The organism is Mesorhizobium sp. WSM4846 (genome assembly GCF_055811415.1).
Genome location: NZ_JBVVPZ010000053.1, coordinates 1 through 14,866 on the forward strand (window position 1 = coordinate 1; position 14,866 = coordinate 14,866).

14 protein-coding genes are annotated in these 14,866 nt (G+C 64.3%); 4 read left to right on the plus strand and 10 right to left on the minus strand.

Going from position 1 to position 14,866, the window contains the following annotated elements:
• Positions 1–122 precede the first annotated feature (122 nt).
• The 7 genes from AC0L15_RS29170 to AC0L15_RS29200 form a co-directional block, all read right to left on the minus strand.
• On the minus strand, positions 123–851 hold the full coding sequence (locus tag AC0L15_RS29170; RefSeq protein ID WP_473497937.1) for an amino acid ABC transporter ATP-binding protein: 729 nt from the start codon (positions 849–851) through the stop codon (positions 123–125).
• 29 nt (positions 852–880) lie between these two features.
• Positions 881–1,555: an amino acid ABC transporter permease gene (locus AC0L15_RS29175; protein WP_287250106.1), complete on the minus strand. Its 675-nt coding sequence runs from the start codon at positions 1,553–1,555 to the stop codon at positions 881–883.
• Positions 1,552–2,223, minus strand: a complete 672-nt coding sequence (locus AC0L15_RS29180) for an amino acid ABC transporter permease (RefSeq protein ID WP_236391119.1) — start codon at positions 2,221–2,223, stop codon at positions 1,552–1,554. The genes AC0L15_RS29175 and AC0L15_RS29180 overlap by 4 nt, the downstream gene beginning before the upstream one ends.
• 136 nt (positions 2,224–2,359) lie before the next feature.
• Positions 2,360–3,148, minus strand: coding sequence for an ABC transporter substrate-binding protein (locus tag AC0L15_RS29185; RefSeq protein WP_027155104.1), 789 nt, complete (start codon positions 3,146–3,148; stop codon positions 2,360–2,362).
• Between the two features lie 110 nt (positions 3,149–3,258).
• Positions 3,259–4,422 (minus strand): saccharopine dehydrogenase family protein, encoded by a 1,164-nt coding sequence (locus AC0L15_RS29190; RefSeq protein WP_287250104.1) that lies wholly within the window; start codon positions 4,420–4,422, stop codon positions 3,259–3,261.
• A complete protein-coding gene (locus tag AC0L15_RS29195) occupies positions 4,419–4,955 on the minus strand; it encodes an Lrp/AsnC family transcriptional regulator (RefSeq protein ID WP_287250102.1) in 537 nt (178 codons plus the stop codon). The genes AC0L15_RS29190 and AC0L15_RS29195 overlap by 4 nt, the downstream gene beginning before the upstream one ends.
• Positions 4,956–5,068: 113 nt before the next feature.
• Positions 5,069–5,992, minus strand: coding sequence for a LysR family transcriptional regulator (locus AC0L15_RS29200; RefSeq protein ID WP_287250099.1), 924 nt, complete (start codon positions 5,990–5,992; stop codon positions 5,069–5,071).
• Between the two features lie 93 nt (positions 5,993–6,085).
• Here AC0L15_RS29200 and AC0L15_RS29205 point away from each other — a divergent pair, with 93 nt between their 5' ends.
• Entirely contained in the window at positions 6,086–6,916 is an 831-nt protein-coding gene (locus AC0L15_RS29205) for an NAD(P)H-dependent oxidoreductase (protein ID WP_473497925.1), read from the plus strand.
• A 50-nt stretch (positions 6,917–6,966) separates the two neighbouring features.
• Here the strand turns inward: AC0L15_RS29205 and AC0L15_RS29210 are convergent, their stop codons facing one another.
• The 3 genes from AC0L15_RS29210 to AC0L15_RS29220 form a co-directional block, all read right to left on the minus strand.
• Entirely contained in the window at positions 6,967–7,692 is a 726-nt protein-coding gene (locus tag AC0L15_RS29210) for a 3-keto-5-aminohexanoate cleavage protein (protein ID WP_287250093.1), read from the minus strand.
• Between the two features lie 291 nt (positions 7,693–7,983).
• Positions 7,984–9,339 (minus strand): sigma-54-dependent transcriptional regulator, encoded by a 1,356-nt coding sequence (locus AC0L15_RS29215; RefSeq protein ID WP_287250594.1) that lies wholly within the window; start codon positions 9,337–9,339, stop codon positions 7,984–7,986.
• A gap of 13 nt (positions 9,340–9,352) precedes the next feature.
• Positions 9,353–11,227: a sensor histidine kinase gene (locus AC0L15_RS29220; protein ID WP_287250597.1), complete on the minus strand. Its 1,875-nt coding sequence runs from the start codon at positions 11,225–11,227 to the stop codon at positions 9,353–9,355.
• A 224-nt stretch (positions 11,228–11,451) separates the two neighbouring features.
• Between AC0L15_RS29220 and AC0L15_RS29225 the strand changes: the two genes are divergently transcribed.
• From AC0L15_RS29225 to AC0L15_RS29235, 3 genes are all read left to right on the plus strand, one after another.
• On the plus strand, positions 11,452–12,783 hold the full coding sequence (locus AC0L15_RS29225) for a dicarboxylate/amino acid:cation symporter (RefSeq protein ID WP_287250598.1): 1,332 nt from the start codon (positions 11,452–11,454) through the stop codon (positions 12,781–12,783).
• 128 nt (positions 12,784–12,911) lie between these two features.
• Complete coding sequence (locus tag AC0L15_RS29230) at positions 12,912–13,220, plus strand: HigA family addiction module antitoxin (RefSeq protein ID WP_287250600.1); 309 nt, start codon at positions 12,912–12,914, stop codon at positions 13,218–13,220.
• 377 nt (positions 13,221–13,597) lie between these two features.
• Positions 13,598–14,662: a glycosyltransferase family 2 protein gene (locus AC0L15_RS29235; RefSeq protein ID WP_287250602.1), complete on the plus strand. Its 1,065-nt coding sequence runs from the start codon at positions 13,598–13,600 to the stop codon at positions 14,660–14,662.
• Positions 14,663–14,866 lie beyond the last annotated feature (204 nt).

Sequence of the window (14,866 nt, forward strand, 5' to 3'; positions counted from 1 at the left end):
AGGTCGCGTCGACCTTAATCAAGACGCTTCGGTGCGAGTGGATCCACGGCTTCATCGCCGACTTCTTCAACACTATCCACCCGTCTCGGCCATTGGCGACAGCCAGCTGGTTGAGTTTGACTCTAATGCCGCAGAATCTTGCTCAGGAAGGCGCGGCTGCGGTCGGTCTTGGGGTGCGAGAAGAATTCATCCGGCGTGCCGCTCTCGACGATGGCGCCGGCATCCATGAACACCACGCGCTGGGCGACCTTGCGGGCAAAGCCCATTTCGTGGGTCACCACCATCATGGTCATGCCCTCCTCGGCGACCGCGATCATGACATCGAGCACTTCCGAGATCATCTCAGGGTCGAGCGCCGAGGTCGGCTCGTCGAATAGCATGATCTTGGGGCGCATACCGAGGCAGCGGGCGATCGCGACGCGCTGCTGCTGGCCGCCGGAGAGTTGTGCGGGATAGGCATTGACCTTGTCGGCAAGGCCGACCTTGGCAAGCAGCTCGCGCCCGGCCTTCTCGGCCTCGGCGCGCGGGATCTTGCGGACATGGATCGGCGCCAGCGTCACGTTCTCGAGCGCTGTCTTGTGCGGGTAGAGGTTGAAGGACTGGAAGACGAAGCCGATCTCGGTGCGCAGCCGCGTCATGTTGATGGCGGGGTCGCCGAGGCGCCGGCCGTCGACCACCAGGTCGCCGTCGCGGATCGTCTCCAGCCCGTTGATGCAGCGGATCAGCGTGCTCTTGCCCGAACCGCTCGGCCCGCAGACGACGACCACTTCGCGCGGCTCGACGCTTAGCGTGACGTCCTTGAGCACATTGAGCGCGCCGAACCATTTGTTGACGCCGCGAAACTCGATCATGCCGGTACCATTTTTGCTGAGGTTCAGCGTCATATCTGCACCTCGCCATGGGCCGCACCCATGCGCTGCTCGAGCCGGCGCGCCAGCAGGATCAGCGGATAGCAGACGATGAAATAGCCGAGGCCGACGAGGAAGAAGACCAGCAGGCCGTTCGGCACACGCTGCACCACCAGCCAGCCGACGCGGGTGAGGTCGGTGAGCCCGATGGCCGAAACGACAGAGGAATCCTTGATCAACAGCACATATTGCCCGACCAGCGGCGGCAGCACGATGCGCATCGCCTGCGGCAGCACCACCTGGCGCATGCGCTGCCAGCGCGACAGACCGGACGCCAGCGCCGCCTCGACCTGGCCGGTCGGCACCGAGCGGATGCCGGCGACGACGATCTCGCAGATGAAGCAGGCGGCCAGATTGGTCAGCGCGATGATGCCGGCAGTGAAGGCGTCGAGCTCGATGCCGAGTTCCGGCAGGATGAAGAAGATCAGGAAGATCTGCACCAGGAACGGCGTGCCGCGGATCAGATCGACCCAGGCGCCGATCACGCCGCTGATCAGCCGGTTGCCGCCGGTCCGCAGGATGCCGAGGCCAAAGCCGATCAGCGTGCCCAGCACCAGGCTGACCAGCGACAGCATCACGGTCATGCCGAGGCCGCGCAGGGCGAGGGGATAGCTGCCGGCTATGCTTTGCAGCTGCTGCCAGATCATGTCCGTGCCCCCGCGAGGCCGAGCCAGCGCCCGGACAGCGCCGCCAGTCCCTTCAGCCCGTAATAGAGCAGCAGGTAGAAGGCGGCGATGGTGATGAAACCTTCCGCCGGCATGAAGCGGTCGGAGGCGAGCAATTGCCCGGCGCGCGTCAGTTCGGCGACCGCGATCAGCGACAGCAGGGCGGAATCCTTGACCAGCACAATCGCCTGGCCGAGCAGCGGCGGGATCGTCACCTTGAACGCCTGCGGCAGGATGACCAGTCGCATGCGCTGGACATAGGTCATCCCCGAAGCGACGCCGGCCTCGACCTGGCCGCGCGGGATCGACAGGATGCCGGCGCGGATGATCTCGGCGACATAGGCGCCGCTGTTCAGCGACAGAGCGAGGATGCCGACGACGAGCTCAGGCAGGATGATGCCGAGCCGCGGCAGGCCGAAATAGAGGAAATACAGCTGCGCCAGCAAGGGCGTGGCGCGCACCGCGTCGATATAGGCCTTGGCCGGCATGCGGAACAGCCGGCCGCGCTGCAGGTTCATGGCGGCGAGCACGATGCCGACGGCGAGCGCCCCGGCAAAGGCGAGGACAGACAGCCACACGGTCGTGACGAGGCCCTGCCCGAACAGGGGCAGATATTCGACAATGGTGCGGAAGCTGAAATTTTCGAGCATGGGTGGGGCGGTGAATGGTGAATAGTGAGTAGTGAATAGTGAATAGGGATTAGCGAATAGCGAGTAGTGAGTAGAGATTTACTATCCACTATTCACTATTCACTACTGTCTATTCACTACTGTCTATTCACTCTACTCAGTGATCCTTCTTCCAGTCGTCGGAATTAACCCAGTAGTCGAGGTTCTTCTGCAGGCGTCCGTCGAGGCTGACCTGATCGAGGAACAGGTTCATCCAGGTCAGCAGGTCCTGCTCGTCATAGCGCGTGGCGAAGGCCAGCGGCTCCTTCGATAGCATCTCCGGCATGATGGTGAAGCTGCCGGCAGGATAGGCGGTCGACTGGCCCTTGACCGCCGAGACGTCGTTGACGCCGCAATCGGCCTGGCCGTTGTTGACGGCGTCGAGCAGCAGTGGGCCGCCGCCCTTGTAGCTCTTGATGTCGGCGTCGGGGAAGGCCTTCTTGGCCTCCTTCTCGCCGGTGGCGCCGAGCAGCACGGCGATCTTGGTACCCTTGGCCTTGCAATCCTCGGTGGATTTGAACTTGCCGTCGGCCTTGGTGAAGACGGTGCTGCCGGTGTACATGTAAGGCTTGGTGAAGGCGACCTTCATCGCCCGCGCCAGCGTCGGCGTCATGTCGGCGACCAGAAGATCGGCCTTGCCCGACAGCAGCGCCGGGATCAGGCCGTCCCAATCGAAATCCAAAAAGGTGATCTTGACGCCCATTTCCTTGGCCATCAGTTCGGCAAGCTCGACCGAACTGCCGGTGCGCTCGCCGGCAGCGCCGACCAGCGAGAAGGGCGGTCCCTGCGTCTGCACGGCAACGCGCAACTCGCCGCGCTTGGTGATCTCGTCGAGCGTTCCGGCACTGGCCGCGGCAGTGAGGCCGGCGAGCGCAAGGCCTGCGATGAAAAGCTTGGCAATAGTCATTGGGCATTCCTCCTTGTTGTCGTGTGTTATTTTCACTTTGTTGTTCCACCCCTTTGGGTGCTTTTTGAGCGGCAGCGCCGTTGCCGGCGGCGGCCACCGTTCGAAATCCTTCAGTCCCAGTCGATCGTTTCGCATACGCGTATACCGCGTCTGGCCAGTTCATCGAGAAAGCGGCCGTCGGGCACATGCAGCAGCGGATTGAGCAGGCCGGGCTCGGTAATTTCGCCCCGCGCCAGCATCTGCGCCACGATGCTGGCGGGATAGCCGACGCCGAGGCTCATGCCGAACAGGCCGGAGGCGAGGTCGCGTTCGATGACCAGGTCCGACATCACCGTCTTGCGGCGGCCATCTTGGGTGCCGGTAAAGACATTGCGCATCACGCAAAGGTCCTTTTCGCCGGCGCCGTATTGCAGTTGCGGACCGAGCAGCCGGCCGAGAAATTCACGTGGGCTGGCGCCAACGCCGGGCACCTTGTCCTCGGAAAGGAAGCCAAGCTCCTTCAGCGGCGCCCAGAACGCCGACCAACCCGGCCAGCGCAACGAATAGCGGCCGGAGCGCTGCAGCCCCTTGGCGGCGGCAAGCATGCCGGCATAATGCGGCGCATCGCCATTGGGGAAGGCTTCCAGCCTGCCGAGCCCGGCGATCTCGATCTGATGGATGAACGGATTATCGTGCTGGCAGCCAGCCGGCACCTCGACCCGTTGGCCGTTCTCGACCAGCACGCTGTCGCGGTTCTGGCTCATCAGAACCATGTCAAAATTCCAGCTCACCTTGTAGCATAGCGGCTTCGCCATTGCCTTCGGCTCGGGGATACCGCCGCAATAGGAATCGATCGCGGTGATGGCGTCGAATTGCCTTGCGGCGCGGGCGTAGAGCACAAGGTCGATGCCGGGGTCGAGCCCGCATTCGGTCATGATCGAAACGCCGGCCGCTTCCGCCGCCGGGTCGAGGTCGGCGATCGTCTTGCCGTAATTGGTGGTGACCAGCGGCGTGCGCGTCGTGATCGCGGCCTGCACCGCCTCGCGCATCAGCGGCTGCGGCAACAGATCGATGGCGGCGTCGACACCCGCCAGCACGCTCGCCAACACAGGGGCGATCGCGCCTTCGGGCACGACGAAACGCACGCGGGCAAGGTCGGTCAGGCCGCCAAGCCGGGCTGCCCCATTCGGCGCAGTATCGACGCAGACGACCTCTTCGACATCGGCGCTGGCGACGAGATCGGCGATCGCCGCCCGGCCTTGCAGGCCGAGGCCGCCGAGAACCGCGATCTTCATGGTATTTCCTTTCGCCCAGTATCGTCGCGCCCAGTTTCGTCGCGCTTGCTCTCGTCCGACCAGCAGCCTTCGGGCAGGCTGACCCATTTGTTGCAGGAGGCCATGACGACGAACGTCTCGCTGCGCACGACTTCGCCTGGCTCGCCGGCGCCGGGGATCAGTTCGCTGGTGACGCGATAGAGATCGGCGACATCGCCGGCCACCGTGACGTCGACGATGATGTCGAAACGTCCGGTGACCACCGAGGCCGAGTTCACGAAAGGCAGTTCGGCGATGCGCTGCGCCAGTTCCCGGGCGCGGCCGCGCCCCTGCGCATTGATGCCGACGATCGCCGAGATCAATTCTGGGCGCTCGGTCAGGTTGAGCAGCCCGACGATCTTGAGCAGGTTGCGGTCAAGCAGGTTGCGCAGCCGCATGCGCACCGTCGGCACGGAGACGGCCATCTTCTCGGCGAGGCGATTGACGCCAAGCTGCGCATCCTGCGACAGCAGCTTGACCAGTCGCCGGTCGGTCTGATCGAGATGTTCCCGCAAACACTCAGGCTTTCATAAATGGAAAGAATTTATCGAGTTTTCTTTCTGATATGAAAACAGCTTAGGGTGTATCTTTTTAAATCGCAAGAGCGTTCGGGCCGAGGGCATGCCGACTAACGCGGCTTCTCGATCCCCGGAATGCCGCGAATCCGCTCGGCAAGAAAATCGACCAGCAGCCGGACCCTGGCAATGCCCGCGCGTTCCGGGACGATCAGCATGCTCAGCGGAATGGGAGGCGGGGCGTAGTCCGGCAGGATCACTTCCAGCCGGCCGGCGGCGAGGAGATCATCGACAAGCCAGTGATGGGCAGGTGCGATGCCGCGCCCGGCGACGAGGGCTTCGCGCGCGGCCAGCCCATGGTCGACACGAAGTCGGCCGCCAAAGGATACCGCATGGCGGTCGCCGCCCGGCCCCTGCAGGGCGAGCGTGTCGCTTCCCGCGATGTTCGACATCCGGATGCCTTCATGGCCAGGCAGATCCTGTGGGACGGCCGGTCTGCCCCGCGCCGCCAGATAGGCGGGCGCTGCCACCAGCAAGCGCCGGGACTGGCCGAGCGCCCGCAGTTTCATCGAGCTGTCGGTGAGCGGACCGAGGCGAAGCGCGATGTCGACGCCCTCCCGCACAAGGTCGATGCGCTCGTCGGTGAGGCTGAGATCGACCCCGATGTCGGGGTAGCGGTCCTGAAAGGCGAAGATCAGCCGGCTAACGTGCAAGACCCCGAGCGCCGCCGTGCAGGATATCCGGATCGTGCCGGCCGACGCGCCGCGCGTGCCCCGTGCCTCGTCGCCGGCCTGCTCGACGAGGCGCAGGATCTGGACGCTGTCGGCATAGTAACGGCTGCCTTCATCGGTCATCGTGACACGCCGGGTGGTCCTGCTGAGCAAGGGCACGCCGACGGCGTCTTCGAGCTCGCGCAAATGCCGTGTGACCGTCGACTGTCCAACCCCGAGCTCGCGCGCCACCGCCGACAGGCTGCCGCGCTCGGCGACGCGAACGAAGGTGCGCATGCGCTCGAGGGTCACATCAGATCTATCCATTATTCGGCATAATCATATGCATTGCCTGGATATAGCGGATCACCCAGGGGCTGGCTACCTTCAGCGTTCACTGTCCTTCTTCGGAGTTGATCCATGAAAGTCCTGCTTGTTTTTGCTCATCCTGAACTGCATTCGCTCAACGGCGCACTGCGTGACGTCGCCATCAGGGAACTCGAGGCCCAGGGCCATGAGGTGCGGGTGACTGACCTCTATGCCGATGACTGGAAAGCTGAGGTGGACCGTGCCGACTTTCCGTCGTGGCCGCCCGAGCAACGCTTCCTGCCGGCTGTGGCATCAAAAAAAGCTTTTGATACCAACAAGTTAACGGAAGATGTTAAAGCAGAGATCGACAAGCTGCTGTGGGCCGACACGCTGATCCTCCAGTTCCCGCTGTGGTGGTACGCCATGCCGGCGATCCTCAAGGGCTGGGTCGATCGGGTGTACGCCTACGGCTTCGCCTATGGGGTCGGCGAGCATAGCGACAAGCGGTGGGGTGACCGCTTTGGCGAGGGAACGCTCGCCGGCAAGCGCGCGATGCTGATCGTGACCGCCGGCGGCTGGGAGGAGCATTATTCCGCCCGCGGCGTCAACGGCCCGATCGACGACCTGCTGTTCCCGATCAATCACGGGATCCTTTACTATCCGGGCTATGACGTGCTTCCGCCTTTCGTCGTCTACAGAATGGATCGTTTCGGCGAGGCCGATTTCGAGCCTGTCGCGGAGCGGCTGCGCGAAAGGATGCGGACGCTCGAGACAACCCGACCGATTCCCTACCGGCAGCAGAATGGCGGCGACTACCACATCCCGAGCATGCAGCTCCGCTCTGAACTGGGCGACCCGGGCGCAGCAGGGTTCGCGCTTCACGAGGATCGCGCAGCCGCGAAATCGGCTACGCCGCGTTCGACTTTGCGGGACGTGGCCTGACGCAGCATCCCGAGAAGATCGGGCAAGGCGCCGGAAGCCTACGGGATGAATCAGCGACCGGCCCGGAAGATCGCGACGGCTGCAGCCGTCAGTGCGGCATTGCCTGATGCCGTAGTGCCGTCCGGAAGCGCCTTGCCGTCTTCCAGACCGACACGCGTCAACCAGTTGCGCTCCGCCGCCCGGTGCACGAACGGCCAGACCGTGGCGTCGGCGCCGTGCAGCAGGATGGCGCGACGCAGTCCGGCGCGGTCGAGCACGGCGGCGATGCCGTCGCAGGCTTCCAGCGCCGCGTCCAGCGCCTGCTCGGAAATCTCGATCAGGATGCGCAGCACCTGGTTGCCATGGTCGAGGCGGACCAGGCGCTCGGCATCAGCGACGGAGGCGAGCCCGGCCTCGATGCCGATGCCGCGCTGCCGCAGGCTTTGCATGACCTCGGGCGCTGCTTTTTCGCTTAGATTGACCGAGGCGTAGTCAGGCAGCTCGCTCCAGCCGGCGATCGCCGCAAGTGTGCGCTCGTCATCATTCTCGATCCAGGCGCCGGTGGAGACGCCGATCAGCGTTCCCGGGCAGGCGCGGCGCAGCGCCAACACGGTCCGGTCCATCGTCGCCGGGGCAAGGCTTTCGCGGCCGTCGAGCCCGCGTGCATGGACATGCAGCTCGGCCGCACCGGCGGCCACGCAGGCGGCGCCGTCACGCGCGATGGCGTCCGCGTCAAGCGGCAGCTGCGGATGGAAATCGGCGCTGCGCGCGCCATTGATGCAGGTCTGGACAATCATGAGAGTGGTCCGGTTGAAGTGGACCAAGTGTAGCGCAGGATGGCGAAAACCGGAATCGGGTTCGCGTCAGGAGAGTTGCTGCGGGAGGGACGTTTGCAGACGTTGGCGCTGCCCCTCATCCCCCTGCCGGGACCTTCTCCCCGTAGAACGGGGAGAAGGGCCTGGCTGCAACCTCGGGCGCTCTTTCTGCAACGTTGGTTTTTGGCGAAATCTTCGGCGAAGGCTTCTTTCTCCCGGTTCTACAGGGAGAAATGCCCGGCAGGGCTGAGGGGCAGCGCCGACATTGGCCCTCTACCTCGAAAACTCGCTGCGCACGATGCCGTGGCGCTGCAGCTTGTCATAAAAGGTCTTGCGCGGAATACCCAGCGCTTCGATGGTGCGCCTGACGTCGCCCTCGTTGCGGTTAAGGGTCTCGCGGATGATGTCGGCCTCGTAGCGCTCCAGCCGTTCCGGCAGTTTCATGGCGGCATCCGGCTGGGCTGGGGCAGGGGATGCCACTCCTGCGTCTTCCTCCAGTCCAAGCACGAAGCGTTCGGCGAAATGCGCGAGCTCGCGTACATTGCCAGGCCAGTCATGCTCCCTGAGATGGCGGTGCACCGCGGCCGGCACCGCCGGCAGCGGACGCCGGAAGCGGGCGGCGGCGCGCTCGGCGAAGTAGAAGAACAGCAGTGCGACGTCGTCGCGGCGCTCGCGTAGCGGCGGAATGGAGATCGTCACCACGTTGAGCCGGTAATAGAGATCCTCGCGGAAAGCGCCGCGCTGGCGCGGATCGCCGAGATCGACCTTGGCGGCCGCAACGACGCGCAGGTCGACCGGCCGCATTTCGTTGGTGCCGAGCGGGGTGACCTCGCGCATTTCCAGCACGCGCAGCATCTGCACCTGTGTCGAGACCGGCATGCTTTCGATCTCGTCGAGGAACAGCGTGCCGCCGCTGGCATGTTCGATGCGGCCGATCCGCTTCTTCTGCGCGCCGGTGAAGGCGCCCGCCTCATGGCCGAACAATTCGCTCTCGATGACCGTCTCGGGCAGCGTGCCGCAATTCAGCGCGACGAAGTTGCCCTTGGCGCGGCGACTCCAGCGATGCAAAAGGCTGGCCACCACTTCCTTGCCGGAACCGGTTTCGCCGGTCACCAGCACATCGACATCGGTGTCGGCGATCTGGCGCAGCGTGCGGCGCAGCCTTTCCATCGCCGGCGTCTGGCCGATCAGCGGCAGGCCGTCCTGCGCCTCTCCGGCCGCCTCGCGCAAGGCGCGGTTCTCCATCACCAGACGGCGCTTTTCCGCGGCGCGGCGCACGCTCTGCACCAGCCGGTCGGCGGCGAAGGGTTTGGTGATGAAGTCGTAGGCGCCGTCCTTGATCGCCTTGACGGCAACCGCGATGTCGCCATGCCCGGTCACGAGGATGACCGGAATGTCCGGTTCCAGCCGCAGGATGCGGTTGAAAAGCTGCAAGCCGTCAATCTCAGGCATGCGGATATCCGACACCACCACGCCGGCAAAACCGGTGTCGAGCCTGGCCAGCGCCTCGGCCGCCACCGAAAAAGCCGAGACCGAAAAGCCGGCAAGCTCCAGCGTCTGCGCGGTGGCCTTGAGGAGATCGCTGTCGTCATCGACCAAGATGACCGGCGCTGCGTCGTCGTTCGTCATGCTGCCTTGGCCACTATGCTGCTTTCAAGAGATGGATGGCGAAGCGCGTGCCGCTGCCGTCGCTCGAAACCTCGATGCGTCCGCCGTAGTCGGCGACGATATCCTTCGAGATGACAAGGCCAAGACCGAGGCCTTTTTCCTTGGATGTATTGAACGGCGTGAACAGCGATTTGAGAATCCCTGGCGGAATGCCAGGTCCGTTATCGGACACGCCGACCGTCACGCCGTCCGCGGTCTCCTCGACCGAAACCCGCACATGAGCGTCGTTGCGGCCGTCGAGCGCTTCAAGCGCGTTCTGGAAGAGGTTGATCAGCACCTGTTCGAGCCGGACCCGGTTGCCCATGACCTTGAGCCTCGGCGGTGGCAGGTCGATCGCCAGTGCGTCGAGCCGGCCGGCAAAGCGGCTTCTCAACAGCACGACGGCGCCCTCGATGACACCGCGCAATGCGACAGGCTCAGCGGCGGTGCGGCCCTTGCGGGCAAAGGCCTTCAATTCTTCGGTGATGGTGCCGATGCGCTCGGTCAATGCTGCGATGGCGCCGAGGTTTTCCTCGGCGGGCGCGGTCTGCTTCCTGTCGAGGAAGACGCGGGCGTTGTCGGCATAGGCGCGTATGGTGGCAACCGGCTGGTTGATCTCATGGGCGACGCCGGCGGCGACCTGGCCGAGGATGGCGAGGCGGTTGGCCTGGACCAGATCCTGCTGCACCACCTGCAGCTTGGCTTCCGTGCTGCGATGGTCTGATATCTCGGCCTGCAGCCGATCGCGGGCACGGCTCAGATCCTCGGTTCGTTCGACGACGCGGCGCTCGAGTTCGGTGCGCGCCGCCTGTTCGGCGGCGATCCGCATTTGTCCCGACTGCCGGCGCCACAACAGATACGCAGCAAGGCCGAGCAACGGGACCAAGACGCCAAGCGTAAGGAGCCGCATTTCACGGGCCGCGGCGGCGATCGGCGCCTCGGCCGGAACGAGATAGTCGAGCCGCCAGGGGGTCGAAGCAACCGGGGCTGAAAGCCGAAGATATTCCGCGTCGCTGCCGCCGGGCGTCACCGCGTGGACGATGGATGTGTCCGGGCTGAGCGCCTGCGGGCGCGTGATCGGCAACGGCATCAGCGGTGCATCACCGAACTGCTGGCTGTTCTGGATGGCGGCAAGATCAGACCCGGCAAGCGGCGCCGTCGTCATGAAGCGCCAGGACCGCACGCTGGTGATCAGAACGATACCACGCTCGTCGCTGACATAGGCCGGGCGGTTCACCTCATGCCAGTCGGCCTCGAGCTGATCGAATTCCGCCTTGACGACGACGACGCCCAGCGCTGCGGCAGCATCGCCGACGCGGCGCGAGATGTAGAGGCCTGGGCGTTTGCTGACATTGCCGAGCGCGAAATATTCGGCGGTTCCGGATTGCATCGCCGCGGAGAAATAGTCGCGGAACCGGTAGTCGTTGCCGACAAAGCTGATCGGGTCGCGCCAGTTGCTGGAGGCGATCGCCAGCCCGTCGGTGCCGATGACATAGAGTACTGAGGCCTTGGTGCCGGAGACCAGCCCTTCAAGCTTGCGATTCAGCACATCGATTGCAGCAGCACTTTTCTGCGCCAGCGCGTCGCGCACCTGCTGGTCTTCCGACAAAAGCAGGGGCAGGGCGCGCGGGCTTTCCAGAACGGCGCGCAATAGCGCGACCTTCAGATTGGCGTCGGTGCGGCCCTGCGCCGCCAGTCCCCTGAGCTCCGTGGTACGGCCATAGAGACCAGCGCCGTAAAGTGCCGCCGTTGCCGTCGCAAGGGCGATGGCCGCAAACAGCAGCCAGGCACGGCGCGCTCGCCTGCCGAGTTGCTCGGGCGTCGAAGGCAAGGCAGCGGCGGGGCGTTGCAGCATCGCCCATTTGTGCATGATTTCGCACAAAGCACAATTCGGCCATGCGAACATCCGCACTTTGTGAGGGCAAAGCCAAAAGTTTCAGTTCGAGGATACTCAACAAAATCAAATCGATAGCCTCTTAAGCGCAGTCTGGCACGGCAGTTGCAAACACGACTTCAGCGGTCACGAGGCTGCTGGGGTCAAATGCAAACGCTCCGGGAGGTCGAGCTTTCGATCGGAGCACAATGGAGGACGTCATGCAGACAGCATTCGCTGCCGCCGCGCCGCGCGGCAAACTTCCGTTCTACCGGCATCTCTATGTGCAGGTGCTGGCGGCGATCGCCGCCGGCGTGCTGCTCGGCCACTTCTATCCCGAAACCGGCGAAGCGATGAAGCCGTTCGGCGACGCCTTCATCAAGCTGGTGAAGATGGTGATCGCACCGGTGATCTTCCTGACGGTGGCGACCGGCATCGCCGGCGTTTCCGACCTGCAGAAGGTGGGCCGCGTCGCCGGCAAGGCGATGATCTACTTCCTGGCATTCTCGACGCTGGCGCTTGTCGTCGGCCTCGTCGTCTCGAACGTCATCCAGCCGGGCGCCGGCATGCATATCGATCCGGCCACGCTCGATGCCACAAAGGTGGCGACCTACACCGAAAAAGCGAACGACACCAGCATCGTCGGTTTCCTGATGAACATCATCCCCGACACGATCACCGGCGCTTTCGCAAAGGGCGACATCCTGCAGGTGCTGTTCTTTTCGGTGCTGTTCGGGCTCGCTCTTGCCGCGGTCGGCGATCGCGGCCGCCCGGTCCTCGATTTCCTGCAGGCATTGACCACGCCGATCTTCCGCCTCGTCGCCATCCTGATGAAGGCCGCGCCGATCGGCGCTTTCGGCGCCATGGCCTTCACCATCGGCAAATACGGCATCGGCTCGATCGCCAACCTCGCCATGCTGATCGGCACATTCTACCTGACATCGCTGTTGTTCGTGCTGGTGGTGCTGGGCGCGGTCGCCCGCTACAACGGCTTCTCGATCCTGGCGCTGATCCGCTACGTCAAGGAAGAGTTGCTGCTGGTGCTCGGCACCTCGTCCTCGGAAGCGGCACTGCCGGGCCTGATTGCCAAGATGGAGCGCGCCGGCTGCAACCGCTCGGTGGTCGGGCTAGTCGTTCCAACCGGCTATTCCTTCAACCTCGACGGCACCAATATCTACATGACGCTGGCCGCGCTGTTCATCGCCCAGGCGACCGACACGCCGCTCACCCTCGGCGACCAGATCCTGCTGCTCGCCGTCGCCATGCTAAGTTCCAAGGGCGCCGCCGGCATCACCGGCGCCGGCTTCATCACGCTGGCCGCGACGCTCTCGGTCGTGCCTGCAGTGCCGGTCGCCGGCATGGCGCTGATCCTCGGCGTCGACCGCTTCATGTCGGAATGCCGGGCGCTGACCAACTTCATCGGCAATGCGGTAGCGACCGTGGTCGTGGCGCGCTGGGAAGGGGAACTCGACCAGACCAGGTTCGCTGCCGCGATGGCCGGCGACTTGCCTGAAGAAGCCGACCTGTCGCTGCCCGGGCTGCAGGCTGCGTGACTGTTCAGGCCTGCCACCATACGGCCCGGAGCCGGTTCGCCGGCTCCGGGAAAGACGATCGGCCTTGTAAGGCGATCGTCGCAGGTCGTATCCTGCCGGTTGCCGCGCAATAGATTGGAGAATCGGGTATGAGCGTGTATGAGACGACGCGTCCGATGGACCGCTGCCCCTCCCACCCTGGAGCGCTGCTCGACGACATTATCCCGGCAACCGGAAAGAGCAGGGTGGAAATCGCCAATCTGCTCGGAATCTCGCGCCAGCAGCTTTACGACATCATCCGCGAGAAGAAGCCGGTGTCGCCGGCCGTCGCCGCCCGCCTTGGAAAGACGTTCGGCGACGGCGCCGCGATCTGGCTCCGGATGCAGGCCGCTTATGATGCCTGGCACGCGGAGCGCGAAGTGGATGTCAGCGCCATTCCAACGCTGCATGCCGCCTGAGACGTAACAGGCTTGTGAGCCTTTGGTCTTGGCCTGGGGCTTGCTCCAGCCGCATTTGTGGGTCAGTATCCGCCATGCCTTCAAAGTGCCTGTCCGCTTCGGTCCCGACCTGATCGCGACCCAAGCCTTTCCGCCAGGCTCGGTTGTCGTGTCATCCGAGCCGAACCGTCGGAGCCCTTGCTGCCGTCGACCATGATCTCGGCGGCAGCTCTTGAAGGCAATAGCGGCCTCAAAATGAAGTCGCAAAGCAAGAGACGTGACCCGTCCTGACGAAAGGCGCGAGCCTTCTCCCAGGAATTTCGTGGGACGCGCTTGAAGAGGAACCAGGCCCGCGCGCGGGTTTGCCGAAACCAAAGCAAGATGCGAGGTCAAATGCGATGCAGTCTGTCCCGAGGATTCCGGTATCCATCATCATTCCGAACTACAATTACGCGCGTTTCCTCAAACGCAGCATCGATAGCGCCCTCGAGCAGGACTACGCGGATGTCGAAGTCATCGTCGTCGATGATGCCTCGCAGGACAATTCCACGACAATCATGGGATCATATGGGGACAGGATCCTCGCCTGTCCGCGCGCGCAAAATGGCGGGCACGCGGCGGCGTTCAACACCGGGTTCGCGGCAAGCTCGGGCAAGATCGTCCTGTTCCTCGACGCCGACGACTATCTTTATCCAACCGCCGTCTCGACGATCGTCGACACCTGGGATGCGGCAACGGCCCAGGTGCAGTCCAGGCTGCATATCGTCGATGAACGACAAAGCATCAAGGACGTCTTTCCGCCGCGCGAACTGCCCTTCGACAGCGGTGACGTCATGCCGAAACTCCTGCACAAGGGCCGCTATCAGACGACTGTGACCAGCGGGCTGGCCTTTGATCGTACAACCCTCGAATCGATCATGCCTATACCGGAGGCGGAGTTCCGCCAGGGCGCCGATGGCTACCTTGTAACGCTGGCGCCCATGTACGGACACGTCCAGTCCATCGACGAATGCGTTGGCGCCTACCGGATCCACGGCGCCAACCATTCGGTGTTCGGTGAAAAGCTCGCCGAACGGGCACGCTGGCGGGTAACCCACGATTTCCGCCGCATGCAGGCGCTGTCGGACCAGGCTTCCGGGATCGGCTTGACGATTGTGCCGTCGGAGGCTGTCCGCCACGATCCGGTCCATCTGGAAGAGCGGCTGGCGTCGCTGTGCGCGGACAGGCGCCGGCACCCCGTGGCCAATGATTCCCGGCTGGCGCTTGGGGCGGCGGGCGCCGTCGCCAGCCTCGAAATGACCGCGTCCCTGCGCCGGCGCGCCGTCCTTGCCGCCTGGTTCCTGTCGGTCGGGGTGTTGCCGCGGAAAATGGCGACGGCGGTGCTGTCGTGGAAGCTCGACGCATCGTCTAGACCGGCATTCCTGAGCCGTCTGTCCAAGTCGATCCGCCACGCCATGGGGTAGAAGACCGTCGCCCGAAGCGGAGCGCATATCCGCTCGACAGTTGGCGGGACAGCGCCCCTTCTGGCCTGCCGGCAATCTCGCCCACTTGGGGGGAGATCGGCAGCTTCGGCGACGGCTCCTTTCTTCGGCGGTAGTGATTGGCGAAAGCGGAGATGTACGGCCAATCTCCCCCCAAGTGGGGGAGATGCCAAATGGTGGCAAAGA

Excerpts from the sequence above, each read along its gene's own strand:
- AC0L15_RS29170 (WP_473497937.1), bottom strand. The coding sequence starts at position 851 with ATGATCGAGTTTCGCGGCGTCAACAAATGGTTCGGCGCGCTCAATGTG.
- AC0L15_RS29175 (WP_287250106.1), bottom strand. The coding sequence starts at position 1,555 with ATGATCTGGCAGCAGCTGCAAAGCATAGCCGGCAGCTATCCCCTCGCC.
- AC0L15_RS29180 (WP_236391119.1), bottom strand. The coding sequence starts at position 2,223 with ATGCTCGAAAATTTCAGCTTCCGCACCATTGTCGAATATCTGCCCCTG.
- AC0L15_RS29185 (WP_027155104.1), bottom strand. The coding sequence starts at position 3,148 with ATGACTATTGCCAAGCTTTTCATCGCAGGCCTTGCGCTCGCCGGCCTC.
- AC0L15_RS29190 (WP_287250104.1), bottom strand. The coding sequence starts at position 4,422 with ATGAAGATCGCGGTTCTCGGCGGCCTCGGCCTGCAAGGCCGGGCGGCG.
- AC0L15_RS29200 (WP_287250099.1), bottom strand. The coding sequence starts at position 5,992 with ATGGATAGATCTGATGTGACCCTCGAGCGCATGCGCACCTTCGTTCGC.
- AC0L15_RS29205 (WP_473497925.1), top strand. The coding sequence starts at position 6,086 with ATGAAAGTCCTGCTTGTTTTTGCTCATCCTGAACTGCATTCGCTCAAC.
- AC0L15_RS29210 (WP_287250093.1), bottom strand. The coding sequence starts at position 7,692 with ATGATTGTCCAGACCTGCATCAATGGCGCGCGCAGCGCCGATTTCCAT.
- AC0L15_RS29215 (WP_287250594.1), bottom strand. The coding sequence starts at position 9,339 with ATGACGAACGACGACGCAGCGCCGGTCATCTTGGTCGATGACGACAGC.
- AC0L15_RS29220 (WP_287250597.1), bottom strand. The coding sequence starts at position 11,227 with ATGCACAAATGGGCGATGCTGCAACGCCCCGCCGCTGCCTTGCCTTCG.
- AC0L15_RS29225 (WP_287250598.1), top strand. The coding sequence starts at position 11,452 with ATGCAGACAGCATTCGCTGCCGCCGCGCCGCGCGGCAAACTTCCGTTC.
- AC0L15_RS29230 (WP_287250600.1), top strand. The coding sequence starts at position 12,912 with ATGAGCGTGTATGAGACGACGCGTCCGATGGACCGCTGCCCCTCCCAC.
- AC0L15_RS29235 (WP_287250602.1), top strand. The coding sequence starts at position 13,598 with ATGCAGTCTGTCCCGAGGATTCCGGTATCCATCATCATTCCGAACTAC.